This is a genomic window from Candidatus Limnocylindrales bacterium (assembly GCA_035626395.1).
Classification (GTDB): domain Bacteria; phylum Desulfobacterota; class Binatia; order UBA1149; family CAITLU01; genus DASPNH01.
Genome location: DASPNR010000030.1, coordinates 1 through 12,763, shown reverse-complemented (window position 1 = coordinate 12,763; position 12,763 = coordinate 1). Strand labels below are relative to the sequence as shown.

At 68.1% G+C, this 12,763-nt stretch carries 12 protein-coding genes; 8 read left to right on the top strand and 4 right to left on the bottom strand.

Annotation, left to right across the window (positions count from 1 at the left end; all coding sequences use genetic code 11):
* Positions 1-126 precede the first annotated feature (126 nt).
* The 4 genes from VEC57_09545 (at position 127) to VEC57_09530 (ending at position 3,389) form a co-directional block, all read left to right on the top strand.
* Positions 127-678, top strand: a complete 552-nt coding sequence (locus tag VEC57_09545; protein HYB99357.1) for a Spy/CpxP family protein refolding chaperone — start codon at positions 127-129, stop codon at positions 676-678.
* Between the two features lie 230 nt (positions 679-908).
* The gene (locus VEC57_09540) at positions 909-1,610 is read left to right on the top strand and encodes a response regulator transcription factor (GenBank protein ID HYB99356.1); all 702 of its coding nucleotides are present in this window, start codon (positions 909-911) and stop codon (positions 1,608-1,610) included.
* A 67-nt stretch (positions 1,611-1,677) separates the two neighbouring features.
* A complete protein-coding gene (locus VEC57_09535) occupies positions 1,678-2,967 on the top strand; it encodes a HAMP domain-containing sensor histidine kinase (protein ID HYB99355.1) in 1,290 nt (429 codons plus the stop codon).
* 89 nt (positions 2,968-3,056) lie between these two features.
* Positions 3,057-3,389 (top strand): hypothetical protein, encoded by a 333-nt coding sequence (locus VEC57_09530; GenBank protein ID HYB99354.1) that lies wholly within the window; start codon positions 3,057-3,059, stop codon positions 3,387-3,389.
* Between the two features lie 126 nt (positions 3,390-3,515).
* On the opposite strand, the gene VEC57_09525 is transcribed toward VEC57_09530, so the two are convergent.
* Together VEC57_09525 and VEC57_09520 are read right to left on the bottom strand one after the other, a co-directional pair.
* Complete coding sequence (locus VEC57_09525) at positions 3,516-4,115, bottom strand: hypothetical protein (GenBank protein HYB99353.1); 600 nt, start codon at positions 4,113-4,115, stop codon at positions 3,516-3,518.
* Positions 4,116-4,332: 217 nt separating this feature from the next.
* Complete coding sequence (locus tag VEC57_09520) at positions 4,333-5,787, bottom strand: PLP-dependent aminotransferase family protein (protein ID HYB99352.1); 1,455 nt, start codon at positions 5,785-5,787, stop codon at positions 4,333-4,335.
* Positions 5,788-5,981: 194 nt separating this feature from the next.
* Between VEC57_09520 and VEC57_09515 the strand changes: the two genes are divergently transcribed.
* The 4 genes from VEC57_09515 (at position 5,982) to xth (ending at position 11,088) form a co-directional block, all read left to right on the top strand.
* Positions 5,982-6,485: a nuclear transport factor 2 family protein gene (locus tag VEC57_09515; GenBank protein ID HYB99351.1), complete on the top strand. Its 504-nt coding sequence runs from the start codon at positions 5,982-5,984 to the stop codon at positions 6,483-6,485.
* 62 nt (positions 6,486-6,547) lie between these two features.
* Positions 6,548-8,788 carry a molybdopterin-dependent oxidoreductase gene (locus VEC57_09510; GenBank protein ID HYB99350.1) on the top strand — a complete coding sequence of 747 codons (2,241 nt, stop codon included), beginning with the start codon at positions 6,548-6,550 and terminating at the stop codon, positions 8,786-8,788.
* 178 nt (positions 8,789-8,966) lie between these two features.
* Positions 8,967-10,214 (top strand): PQQ-dependent sugar dehydrogenase, encoded by a 1,248-nt coding sequence (locus tag VEC57_09505; GenBank protein ID HYB99349.1) that lies wholly within the window; start codon positions 8,967-8,969, stop codon positions 10,212-10,214.
* Positions 10,215-10,293: 79 nt separating this feature from the next.
* Complete coding sequence (gene xth / locus VEC57_09500) at positions 10,294-11,088, top strand: exodeoxyribonuclease III (GenBank protein HYB99348.1); 795 nt, start codon at positions 10,294-10,296, stop codon at positions 11,086-11,088.
* An 837-nt stretch (positions 11,089-11,925) separates the two neighbouring features.
* Here xth and VEC57_09495 read toward each other — a convergent pair.
* Positions 11,926-12,243, bottom strand: a complete 318-nt coding sequence (locus tag VEC57_09495) for a DUF5615 family PIN-like protein (GenBank protein HYB99347.1) — start codon at positions 12,241-12,243, stop codon at positions 11,926-11,928.
* Positions 12,244-12,260: 17 nt separating this feature from the next.
* Complete coding sequence (locus VEC57_09490) at positions 12,261-12,485, bottom strand: DUF433 domain-containing protein (protein HYB99346.1); 225 nt, start codon at positions 12,483-12,485, stop codon at positions 12,261-12,263.
* Between the last annotated feature and the right edge of the window lie 278 nt (positions 12,486-12,763).

Below are 12,763 nucleotides of genomic sequence, written 5' to 3'. Positions count from 1 at the left end.
CGGAGCGTTCACGAAACTTTACCTTCGCGACAACTTCCCGAAACTTCCCGCCCCTAGATTCCTCCGCGACGGTCGCAGTCCGCGGCCGCAGCAACGACCGCAGGGTCGACGACGAGGAGTCGAGACATGGAAGATCTGGGCCACACCGAACCGAACCACCCGTACCCTGAAAAGGAGCGTTCTCCGCGCCGCGGCCGCCGGATCCTGGGCGGGCTGCTGCTCGGCGGCCTGGCGGCGGGCGCCGTCGGCTTCCTCGCCGGATCGACGATGCCGGTGGCCGACGCAGCACTGCATGCATTCTCGCGCGGCCCCGGCTGCCACGGCGAAAAGGCGCGCGAGCGTATCGGCACGTTCGTCTCCTTCGCCATGCACCGTCTCGATGCGACCGACGAGCAGGAAGAGCGGGTCCAGAGCGTCGTTGCCGAAGCGATCGATGAGCTCGAGCCGCTGCGCGACCAGCACCGCGCGCACCGCGACGAGCTGGCCGCATTGCTGTCGCAGCCGACGGTGGATCGCGACGCGATCGAGAAGCTGCGCCAGCAGGAGCTGGCGCTGGCGGAGGAGCTCACGCAGACCATCGCCGATGCCATCGCCGATACTGCCGACATCCTGACGCCGGATCAGCGGGTGGAGCTGGTCGCGCAGCTCGAGCGCCTGCGCCACGACCACCATCACTGAGGCAGACCGCGCGAAACGGTCCATCCGCCGCGTTGCCGGCCGGGGCGCTCGCTCGGGCGTACGGGAAGTACGCCTGGGCTCGCTTCACCGGCCGGCGCCTTGCGGCTGACCCTTGCGCGCGGTCCGGCCAGGCGTGGTGGCGGAGTGCATGAGCGACGGTAGCTTGCCGATTCGCATCGCTCCGCCCTTCCGCGCGTGTCCGCGCACGAGGCGTGATAGAGGCTGGGCCGATGAGCGAGCGCATCCTGATGATCGAGGATGATCGCGGGCTGGCGGCGATGGTCGCGGAATACCTGGGCGCGAGCGGAATGAACGTCACGGCCTGCCATGACGCCGGCACCGGCCTTGCGACGCTGGAGCGTGGAGGCTTCGACGCCTTGATCCTCGACGTGATGCTGCCGGACCGCGATGGCTTCGCCATCTGCCGCACCGTCCGCGGGCGCTCGACGATTCCCATCCTGATGCTGACCGCGCGCGGCGACGAGATGGACCGCATCGTGGGCCTGGAGCTGGGGGCCGACGACTACCTGCCCAAGCCGTTCCATCCGCGCGAGCTGCTGGCGCGCCTGCGTGCGATCCTGCGGCGCGCCGGCTCATCGACGGCGCCAGGCGAGCCCGTGCTGCGCTTTGGCCGCCTCGAGATCGACCGCAATGCACGCCTGGCCCGCGTCGACGGGCAGGAGCGGCCGATGACCGCGTACCAGTTCGATCTGCTCTGCGCGCTGGCCGAGAACGCCGGACGCGTCATGACGCGCGACATGCTGATGAACCGCGTGCGCGGCGACTCGCACGAAACGTTCGACCGCAGCATCGACGTCCACGTCTCGCGCATCCGCAGCGCCATCGAGGACGATCCGGCGCGCCCGCGCCGCATCCTCACCATCCGCGGAAGCGGCTACGTGTTCGCGCGGCTGCAGGACGAGGCGGAATGACGATCTCGCACCCGTTCTGGCGGCGGCCCGCGCCTGCATTGGCAGGAGCGGAGACGAGAAGCCGCCGGTGAAACGCCTCTACCTTCAGATCTATCTGGCATTCGTGGGCGCGGTGGCACTCTTCGCGCTGGGGTCGGCGCTGGTATGGGCGCTGGTGCCGCGCGACTTCGAAGCGATGCAGATGCTCGATGGGGTCGCCTGGCTGGTGGAGAAGACGCTGCCGCCAGCCTCGGCGCCGCAGATCGAGCAGCACGCCGCGCTGGTGCGCCTGGCCGAGAAGTTCCCCGCCTTTCTCACCATGCGCAGCGCCGACAGCGAGCTGATCGCCAACGTCGGCCCGGCCCTTCCTCCTCCGCCGCCACAAAAAGCGTCGCTGCTGCGCATGGAAGGACGGACGGGCGCGAGCAAGTGCCGGCTCTTCCACGCCGATCACGGCCTGGTGGCGGCGCTGGCGATGAGCGATGGACGCTGGATCCTGGCGCGGCACCATCATCATCGCGGCCCGCGCCCGCTCGGCGCGCTGGCCATGCTGGCCGGCCTTGCCGCCGCCATCGCCGTTGCCGCCTATCCGGTGGTCCGGCGCCTGACGCGGCGGCTCGAACGCCTCAATGCCAGCGTCACTGCGCTAGGCGGCGGCGACCTGTCCGCACGCGTGACGGTCGAAGGCCGCGACGAGGTCGCCGCCCTCGCGCACAGCTTCAATGCCGCGGCCGAGCGCATCGAGCGTCTGGTCCGCTCGCTCAAGGAAGCGCTCGCCAGCGCATCGCACGAGCTGCGCTCGCCGCTTGCGCGCATGCGAATGGCGTTGGCGCTGCTTCCGGCCGACACGCGCCAGGACGTGCGTGATCGCATCGACCGCGACATCCGCGAGCTCGACGATCTGGTCGGCGAGATCCTGCTGACGAGCCGCCTGGACGCTGGCGCGGTGGCGGCGGCGCGAGAGCCGGTCGACCTGCTGGCGCTGGTTGCCGAGGAAGCGGCCCTCGTCGATGCCGAAGTGGCCGGCGACGCCGTGACCGTCCACGGCGATGTGCGCCTGCTGCGACGTCTGGTGCGCAATCTGCTGGAGAACGCGCGGCGCTATGGCGCGGGCTCGCCGGTCCAGGCGCGCGTAGCTCGCGCCGACGGCGGCGGAGCCGTCCTTTCGGTCAGTGACCGTGGCCCCGGCATTCCCGAAGCGGAGCGCGAGCGCATCTTCGAGCCGTTTTATCGGCGCGCCGGAACGCACGAAGGCGAAGGCGGCGGCGTAGGCCTGGGCCTGTCGCTGGTGCGCCAGATCGCCGAGCTGCACGGCGGCCGCGCAGTTGCGCTCGCTCGCAGCGGCGGCGGCACCACCATCGAAGTGCTGCTGCGCTGAGCTTCCTCACGCGCGCCGTCGCTGCTGACGGTCGAATCAAGACGCGCATCGCATCGTCGGTAACAGGAGACTCACGCGTGAGGTGATCCATGCGCATCCGAAGCCTCGTGTTGACCGCCGCCACGGTGGCGCTGTTGGGATGGACCGGGACTGCATCGGCGCAGCCCGATCTGGTCGACGATAGCGACATCGACAAGAAGTCCGCCAAAGAGCTCAACGACCCGCTGCCGCCACAGGCAATGCCCGAGAACACACCGCCGGGAGCCGTGCCCACACCGCGCGGGACGCCCGAGGGCATGGGCAACGAGACGGATTTCAGCAAGACGCCGGGTGACGACGATGCGTCCGACGGAGTCACCGAGCCCGGGCGCAATCCCATACCGGGGCAGCCACGCAAGGCGCCGGGCGTCGAGCGCCCTTGAGCAGAGGCCGAACGGCGCAAAGCAGAGCGGCCGTCGCGAGAGCGTGACGGCCGTTCTTTTTCGGGGCATCGCGGCTCCGGCCGCCGCACGCCGAGGGCGGAACGGCGGCCCGAGCCTCCCCTGGTCCTACTTCAAAGGCGCCCGGCTGATGCCCTTCGGCGCAGGCCGCGACCCGAGCATCACCCGCGATGGCGTCGGCCGCTGCCCGGCCGAGCCGCCGCCCGACAGACCGTCTTCGACGTCGAGCGGAGCGAGGTGCAGGAACAGGAAGAGCGTGTCGGTGTCGTACTCGTAGTCGAGATAGAAGAACGCGGCGCCGACGGCGGGCATTGGATAGACGATTTCCCAGTCGTCGAGATCGAACTCGACGGTGCCGCAATCATCCAGGCGCACCTCGATCTCGCCCCCGATGAAGAGGTCGTCGACCTCGAAGTACTCGGGCTCGAGCGGCAGGTAGTATTCGGTCTCGGCCTTCCAGACCAGGTCCGGATGCTCGGACCAGCGCATCTTGGCGACGAAGTCATGGCCGAAGCATTCGAGCTGGTTGGCGAAGCCAACGTCGTTGTCCACGACCAGATCGTCCTGGCAGGTAAGGTCGGGATTCTGGCCGACGGATTCCTTCAGTACCGCCAGCGCATCGGAAGTGGTGACCTGGTCATCGCCGGTCACGTCGCCGCAGCGGGCGTGCGCCGGCGACGCCGCGGCAAAAGCTCCAATGATCGCCAAGGCCGCAGCCAGCGCGGCAATGGCCCGAGGGGACGAAAGACAACTTTGGGTCATGGCAATTGTTAAGCACGTCGCATGCCACGAATGGAAGGCGCAACCTTGGCCGAATCCGCAACGATTCCGCTGTCACAAAATGCGCGACGTCACCGGCGCGGGGAGTGCAGCGACAGGTATGCCCCCACGTTGTGGATTTCCGCCTCAGCCATGCCCTGCATTTCTAGTGAGCCGCTCCCGCTGCCTCGGCCAGACGGCGAACGCCGCTCCTGATGGCGGCAGGCGTCATCGCCGCGTAACCGACCACCATCTCCCCGACTTCCGGCGCTCGCACGTAGTACGGCGATGCCGAATAGACGCCGACGCCGCGTTCGGCAGCGGCCGCGACGATGGCGTCGATGTCTTGCGGCGACCGGTTCTTCCACCGCAGCAGCACGTGAAGGCCCGCATCGGCGCCGGCCACGGCCACTTGCGATCCGAGCGCGCCATCGATCGCGTCGAGCAGCGCCTGGCGCCGCTCGCGCATGCGCGAGCGCAGGCGCCGCACGTACAGCTCGAAGCTGCCGCTGGAGACGAAGTCGGCCATCGTCGCCTGCAGCAGCGGCGAGGTTCCGCCGTCGGCCAGGGGCTTGGCGCGCGCGAAGACGCGCACGAGCGAGCGCGGCAGCACCAGGTAGCCCAGGCGCAGCGCGGGAAACATGACCTTGGAGAAGGTGCCGAGGTAGATCACGCGGCCGCTTCGATCGAGCGCCTTGAGCGGCGCCAGCGGCCGGCCGGTGTAGCGGAACTCGCCGTCGTAATCGTCCTCGAGGATGTAGGCGCCGCTGCGGTCGGCCCACGACAGCAGGGCCAGTCGGCGCGGCAGCGACAGGATCGCGCCGGTGGGATACTGGTGCGACGGCGTCACGTACGCGAGCCGTATGCCGGCATCGTCGGGCGGCTCGGCAATCCCCTCCTCATCGACGGTTGCCGGGACGGCGGCGGCGCCGGTGAGCGAAAAGACGTTGCGCGCGCCTTCGTAGCCCGGCTCCTCGATGAGGAAGCGGTCGTCGGGATCGAGAAGCAGGCGCGCGGCCAGGTCGAGCCCCTGCTGCGACCCTCCGACGATGACGATCTGCTCGGCGTCGCACGAAAGCGCCCGCGAGCGGCGAAGGTACTGGGCCAGCGCGTCGCGAAGGACGAGCAAACCCTTGGCTGGAGGGTACTCGTAGGCGGCGCCGTCCAGGCGGCGGGCCTGACGGCCGAGCATTCGCCGCCACCGTTCGTGCGGAAAGTCGGAGAGCGGCGGCAGGCCGGGGCGGAAGTCGTAGCGCTGCCGCCCGCGAAGAGCGATGGCCGCGCCGTAGAGCGAGGCGCTGCGCTCCAGAACCCGCCGGCCGGCGCGCGATAGCTGCGGCGGACCGGCCTCCTCGCCCGCGTCGTCCTCCGCGGCATCGCCTTGCGGGTCGACTTCCTCGGCAACGTAGGTTCCCGAGCCGACGCGGCCGGTCAGGTAGCCCTCGGCGATGAGCTGCTCGTAGGCGAGCTGCGTGATGGTTCGCGAGACGGCCAGCTCCTCGGCCAGCGCGCGCGACGACGGGAGCCTCGCCCCGCGCCGCAGCTCCCCCGACAGGATGGACTGGCGCAGCGCCAGATAGACCTGGCGGTGAAGCGGGCCGTGTCCGCTGAGATGGATCATGAATTGGACTCATCCAATCGCAGAAAAGTGGACATTGCCAGTAGCCACTTGCCCGCCTACTAGGGATGCTCGGCGAGCCGGCGAACTCGTCGACTCGGCGGCCGGCGGGCAGGCGCTTGCCGCAACGAGCGCCGGCGGCCGGCGACAGCGGGTTTTCGCGCAGCAGCGGCCGCAGCGCCTGCGAAGGAGCAGCCATGACCGACACGGAGCGCTTCATTCAGTACGCCATCGCATTCGAGAGGGCCTTCGCCACCGACGACTGGTCGGGCCTGGATGAGTTCTTCACCGACGATGCCGTGCATCACGTCAAAGGAGGCGGTCCCTTTGCGGTGCTGTCGATGGGACGCGACGAAGTGATCGCGAACCTGCGCCGCAGCGTCGACACGATCGATCGCCGTTTCGACCGTCGCTTGCCGGAAGTGATCGCGGGACCAGAAGAGCGCGACGGCGCGGTCTGGATCACGTTCCGCGCCACGTTCGAGCGCGAGGGCCTTCCCCCGCTCGTGATCGAAGGCAATCACGCCACGCGATTTCGCGGCGACAGGATCTGCCGCATCGACGAAGGCATCAGCCGCGCGGTCGGCGAGCGCGCCGCCACGTACATGCGCGAGTACGACTCGGAGCTGCTGCCGGCCCGTGGCGCCGACTGCCACAGCGCACCACGACGTCACGAGGATGGGGCCAGGTCTTACATTTGAGCATTTCGACGCGCCGCAGAATTTTGCTCGCAGGCAAGACCTGACCCGTTCAGGAGGAAACGATGCTTCGACGTGATCCGGACGATCTGAACCTGCCCAACTCATCCGCAACCGCGGTGCGCGCGCAGGAGACGCGCGTCGTGCACCGCTCGTGCTCGCTGTGCGAGGCGTGCTGCGGGCTCGACTTCGAGGTTGAGGGCGACCGCATCGTCTCGGTGCGGCCCGATCACGACGACCCGGTCTCCAAAGGCTACGTCTGTCCCAAGGGCATCGCGCTGGCCTCGATCCATCACGATCCCGACCGCCTGCGCACGCCGATGCGCCGCCGCAGCGACGGCAGCTTCGAGCCGATCTCGTGGAACGCCGCCTACGACCTGGTCACGGAGAAACTGCTCGCGATCCGCGAGCAGCACGGCGCCGACGCCATCGCGCTCTACATCGGCAATCCGATCACGCACAACCACGGCGCGCTGCTGATGCGTCACGGCCTGACCAAAGCCATCGGCACGCGCAACTCCTACAGCGCAGGCTCGCAGGACACGAGCCCGCGCTTTGCCGCCTCGCACTACCTCTTCGGCAGCTCGCTGGTGGTGCCGGTGCCCGACATCGATCGGACGCAGTACTTCCTGTGCATCGGCGCCAATCCCTACATCTCGCAGGGCAGCGCGATGGCCGGCCCCAACGTCAAGGCACGCGTTCGCGCGATCCGTGCGCGCGGCGGCAAGGTCGTGGTCGTCGACCCGCGCCGCAGCGAGACCGCCCGCGACGCCGACGAGCACCTGGCGATCCGCCCCGGCGGCGACGCAGCGTTCCTGCTCGCGCTCGTCAAGGTCGTCGTGGCCGAGAAGGGCCTGCATCCGGACGCCGAGAAGATCGCGACGGGCTGGCCGGAGGTGGCGCGCCGGCTCGAGCGCCTGTCGCTCGACGACCTTGCGCGCTCGTGCGGCATCGAGCGCGCAGTGATCGAGCGCATTGCACGCGAATTCGCCGCCGCGCCCACTGGCGTCTGCTACACGCGCATCGGCGTCTGCAACAACCGCTTCGGCACGTTGGCGACCTACGCCGGCGAGCTTCTCAACATCGTCAGCGGCCGCCTCGGCGTCGTCGGCGGTTCGATGTTCCCGACGCCGGCGTTCGACGCAGCGGCGATGGCCCACGCCGGCGGCATGGACGGCCACGCGCGGTGGAAGAGCCGCGTGCGCGGCCTGCCCGAGACGCTCGGCGATCTGCCCGCCGCCACCATGGCCGACGAGATCGAGACTCCGGGCGAGGGCCAGATTCGCGCGCTCATCACCTACGCCGGCAATCCGGTCCTGTCGGTGCCCAACGGACGGCGTCTGGCCAGGGCGATCGAAAGCCTCGAGTTCATGGTCTCGGTCGACATCTACATCAACGAGACGACGCGCTTCGCCGACGTTATCCTGCCGCCGGCCGGATGCCTCAGCGACGACCACATCGACCTCGTCGTTCCGGCAGTCGCGATCCGCAACGTCGTGCGCTGGTCGCCGCCGGTGGTCGAGCGCAAGGACGATGCGCCGCACGACTGGGAGATCCTGCACGAGCTGGCGCTACGCATGGGCGGCGGCCCCTTCGGAATGCCGGCGCTGGATCGCGCCTATCGCATCGGACGCAACTTCGGGTGGAAGTGGACGCCGACCTCCACCGCCGCGTTGCTGCTGCGTCTGGGCCCATGGGGCGACAAGTTCCTGCCCTGGAGCACGGGCCTCAATTTGAAAAAGCTCGCGGCCGCCGAGCACGGAATCGATCTCGGCCCTCTGAAGCCGGGCGTGCAGCACCGGATGTACCACCGCGACGACCGCGTGCATCTTGCCGAGAAGCCGTTCCTCGACGGCATCGACGAGCTGGCTGCGGACGTGGCCACACCGCCGGCGGCCGATGAGCTGCTGCTGGTGGGCCGGCGCGAGCTGCGCACCAACAACTCCTGGATGCACAACGTTCCCGAACTGGTGTCGGGCAAGGATCGCTGCGTGCTGTACGTGCATCCCGACGACGCCGTGCGCGCCGGCGTCGGCGACGGTGACGTCGCGATCCTCGAAAGCCGCGTCTACAGCGGCGAGCTGCGCGTGCAGCTCACGGACGAGATGCGCCCGGGCGTCGTCAGCCTGCCGCACGGCTGGGGCCACGCGGCGGCGGCGCCGTGGCAGCGCGTTGCGGGCTCGCATCCGGGCGTTTCGGCGAACGACTGGACCGATGACGCCCCGGTCGAGTCGATCGTCGGGCAGTCCATTCTCAACGGCGTGCCGGTGCGGCTGCGCGCGAAGGAGCAGAGCGCGGCGGCGTAGCACCAAGCGCTCGCGTGCACGTCGGAGCCGACGCGCCATCGACCTACATCCATCACCCGCCTTCGGACCGGCCGCGTCAGGTTGCAACCTTGCGGCCGGTCGTGGCGCAGCCTATGCGCTTGGTCGCACGCCGTGGCCGGTCGTGTAGGCTGGGCACACGTCGCCGGAGGTTCCCAGGATGTCGAGCACCTACTCGCGCACGCTCGTGCTGCTTGCCGCGGCCGCTGCGCTGGCCATTGGCAGTTACTTCGTGCGCGGCTCGGCCGCCGACAATGCTCCGGCGCGCGGATGCAAGCCGGCGGACACGAGCTGGGCCAACGCGCCGGAGCAGAAACCTGCCTTCCCGGGCCAGACGCGCGCCTGCGAGGAGAAGCTGAACGTCGCCTTCGACGTCGTCGTGCTGTCGCGCGAGCTCGAGCACCCGTGGGCGGTCGAGCCGCTGCCAGACGGCGATCTGCTGGTCACGGAGCGGCCCGGACGCATGCGCATCGTCACCGCCGACGGCAAGACCGGCGCGCCCATCCAGGGCGTTCCCGCCGTGGTCGCCAAGGGTCAGGGCGGGCTGCTCGATGTCGCGCTGAGCCCCGGGTTCGCCAGCGATCGCACGATCTTCTGGAGCTACTCGGAGCCGCGCGAGGACGGCAACGGCACCAGCGTCGCCCGCGCGGTGCTCGCGCAGGACCGCAGCCGGCTCGAGGACGTGCGCGTCATCCTGCGCACCCGTCCCTCGTACAGCAACAATCTGCATTTCGGGTCCAGACTCGTCTTCGCGGCCGACGGAACGCTGTTCGTCACCCTGGGAGAGCGGTCGGAGAAGAGGATGCGGCCGCAGGCGCAGGAGCTTGGCAGTCACTACGGCAAGATCCTGCGCATCACGGCCGATGGCGCGGCGCCGCCCGATAATCCGTTCGTCGGCCAGGCCGGAGCATTGCCGGAAATCTGGTCGCTCGGGCACCGCAACATCCAGTCGGCTGCGATCGACTCGCGCGGAAGGCTCTGGGAGATCGAGCACGGCACGCGCGGCGGCGACGAGCTCAACCTCGTCGAGAAGGGCAAGAACTACGGATGGCCGCTCGTGGCGTACGGCGAGGAGTACGTCGGTTTCGCCATCGATGGCGCCGAGACCGACCGCCCCGGCTACGAGCGTCCCGTCTACTACTGGGACCCGGTCATCGCGCCGTCGGGAGCCGAGTTCTACAGCGGCGATGCGTTCCCGCAGTGGCGCGGAAGCCTCTTCATCGGCGGGCTCAAGACCAGCCGCCTCGTGCGCCTGACGCTGCAGAACGATCGCGTCACTGGCGAAGAGTACCTGCTCGGCGAGCGCCGCCAGCGCATCCGCGACGTGCGCCAGGGCGGCGACGGCCTGCTGTACGTAGTCACCGACGAGCCGGAGGGCCAGTTGTGGAAGCTGGCGCCGCGTTCCTAGTCGTCGCAGCCGTGCGGCACCTTGCGCGCCGGCTCGGCGCCGCGATGCCGACGATCATGGCCGACCGGGAGCCGAGGTGATGGCGAGCAGGCTTTTGAAGATCGCCACGTTCAACGTCAACGGCGTCAAGAGCCGACTCGGTCACCTGCTGCAGTGGCTCGAGAAGGAAGAGCCCGACATCGTCTGCCTGCAGGAGCTCAAGGCCATCGACGAAGGCTTTCCCGCCGGCGCTATCCGCGATGCCGGCTACGGCGCGCTCTGGCACGGACAGCGCTCGTGGAACGGCGTGGCGATCCTGGCCAGAGGCGCCGATCCGCTCGAGCGCCAGCGCGGCCTGCCCGGCGACGAGTCCGATACGCAAAGCCGGTATCTGGAAGCGAGTGCGCACGGGATCGTGGTGGGGTGCATCTATCTGCCCAACGGCAATCCGCAGCCGGGGCCCAAGTTCGACTACAAGCTGGCGTGGTTCGAGCGGCTGATCGCGCACGCCGCGGGGCTGTGGAAGAGCGGCGAGCCCGTGGTGCTGGCGGGCGACTACAACGTGGTGCCGACCGACGAGCTCGACATCTACAATCCGCGATCATGGAAGAAGGATGCGCTGCTGCAGCCGGAGAGCCGCGCCGCCTATGCACGGCTGTTGTCGCAGGGGTGGACGGATTCGATCCGCACGCTGTATCCGCAGGAGAAGATCTTCACGTTCTGGGATTACTTTCGGCAGCACCGGCAGCGCAATGCGGGGCTGCGCATCGATCATCTGCTGCTTAGCGCGAAGCTGGCGCCGCGGCTGAAAGGCGGCGGGGTGCATGATTGGGTGCGGGATCTGGAGAAGCCGAGCGATCATGCGCCGGCTTGGGTGGCGGTGGAGGGGCGGTAGGGGTGCAGCGGCGGAGGGATAATCCCGACGGCCCCATGCGGTTGCATGCGAGCGCGCGGCGATGATGCTCGCGTATCGGATGGATCGAACCGCGGATCGTATCCGTTCCACATCGATTCGACGAAATATGTCAATGCGTTCGAATCCGCGGCTATCGTGGGGATGGCTGCCATCTAAAGCGCCCAACGCTCAGCATCAGCGACGGGCGCAGTGCCGCCGGCTGTGACTGCGACGTAGTTGCCCGCCCGCTCCATGCATTGTTAGGCCAGCGGCTTGGCTTGCAAGCGTCGCAGGACGCGTCATGGCATCCCAGACGTCGCGGGGGTTCCCTCATACGGAGTACTGCCGCGGTCCCCGTTCCGTCAATGCCAGCGACAAAGACGGCATGGCACGCACGATCTGTAACATTGACGGTGAAGCCATTGGTGCTGCGGCTCAGCGATGCGATGCGTGGCAAGTCTTGTACGGACATAAGCCATGACGCGTCGTCGTCCTCAACACGATGTGCGCGATAAAGGCGCGCGAAAGGCGACCAAGAGTCCTACGCCGTAGGCTCCAAGGGCCTCAGAGTCACGAAACCTCTCGAGGAACGCGACTACGGCGCCCGTGAAGACCGATGCAATGACGGTGGCAAGGAGCTTTTGCCACAACGCAAAGCCTTCGTTTCCCTCGACAAACTGAAGTCCAAAGGTCACCAACGCGCCGATGAAAGCTCCGAGTGAGAATAGGCCGAGAAAGTCCATTCCGCCCCCTTGTCGTCTAACGAATGCATGAGCGGCCGGCGCAGGGCGTCACGAACACGCGTCCAAGCGTCTTGCCCGCCCGCTGCATGCGTTGTTAGCCAACGACCACGACGTTGCCCGGCTTGAGGGAAGCGAGCGCTTCCAGAACCTCTGGTATCAACGGCAGCAGATCGATGAAGCGATTCGATTTGGCGCGAAGGACTACTACGCCGAATGGTCGTGCCGCCAGATGCTGTTGGTGAGGTATGCCACGGTCGACGGTGACAAGCGCGTCGAACGCCTCCGCCATCGCGTCGAGCAAGTCGCCGTTATCGAGATCGCCCCAGCCTTGCTCTTGGGCTGTACTGACTGCGTGGCCAATCAGCGCTCCCCTGAGACGTCGCGGAACGCATGCATCGAGCAGTACGCGCATGCGGCTTGCCCGTAACGTCAGGCCGCGACGGCCTTGGAAAGGAGTGCGGACTTCGCCAGTTCCAGGATCGCGATGGCGTGGTCGCGGGTAACGGCAGGAAAGTCATCCAGGAAGGCCTCGAGGGTATCTCCACCCTCCAGATAATCGATGAGGGTTTGGACGGGAACGCGTGTTCCAGCGAAGACCGGCGTACCACCCAGCCGGTCGGGAGAAGTCGTGATGAGTGCGTCGCTCCGACTCATGTCAAAGTTCGTAGCACACGAACAGAATGCTCGCTAACGAAAGCATGAGCGGCGGGCACGAGACCGTCCTCGTCGCCAGCGGTATGGCTAGGCTCGACGCGGCGGTGCATCCGTGAGTTCCCCGCGGAAGCTCGAGGTCGCGCGGGTTACGAAGTGTACCGTCTTGAGCTCGGGTTGGACCCGACTGACTGGAAACCGATGGCGAGTATTGGCGACGGGGTGTGCGAGATTCGAGTACGCACTGGTCGCGAGCACCGGCTGATCTACGTCGCGAAGTT

What these genes read in the sequence shown, in the direction of transcription:
- VEC57_09545 (HYB99357.1), top strand. Translation starts at nt 127, where the DNA reads ATGGAAGATCTGGGCCACACCGAACCGAACCACCCGTACCCTGAAAAG.
- VEC57_09540 (HYB99356.1), top strand. Translation starts at nt 909, where the DNA reads ATGAGCGAGCGCATCCTGATGATCGAGGATGATCGCGGGCTGGCGGCG.
- VEC57_09530 (HYB99354.1), top strand. Translation starts at nt 3,057, where the DNA reads ATGCGCATCCGAAGCCTCGTGTTGACCGCCGCCACGGTGGCGCTGTTG.
- VEC57_09520 (HYB99352.1), bottom strand. Translation starts at nt 5,787, where the DNA reads ATGATCCATCTCAGCGGACACGGCCCGCTTCACCGCCAGGTCTATCTG.
- VEC57_09515 (HYB99351.1), top strand. Translation starts at nt 5,982, where the DNA reads ATGACCGACACGGAGCGCTTCATTCAGTACGCCATCGCATTCGAGAGG.
- VEC57_09510 (HYB99350.1), top strand. Translation starts at nt 6,548, where the DNA reads ATGCTTCGACGTGATCCGGACGATCTGAACCTGCCCAACTCATCCGCA.
- VEC57_09505 (HYB99349.1), top strand. Translation starts at nt 8,967, where the DNA reads ATGTCGAGCACCTACTCGCGCACGCTCGTGCTGCTTGCCGCGGCCGCT.
- xth (HYB99348.1), top strand. Translation starts at nt 10,294, where the DNA reads ATGGCGAGCAGGCTTTTGAAGATCGCCACGTTCAACGTCAACGGCGTC.
- VEC57_09495 (HYB99347.1), bottom strand. Translation starts at nt 12,243, where the DNA reads ATGCGCGTACTGCTCGATGCATGCGTTCCGCGACGTCTCAGGGGAGCG.
- VEC57_09490 (HYB99346.1), bottom strand. Translation starts at nt 12,485, where the DNA reads ATGAGTCGGAGCGACGCACTCATCACGACTTCTCCCGACCGGCTGGGT.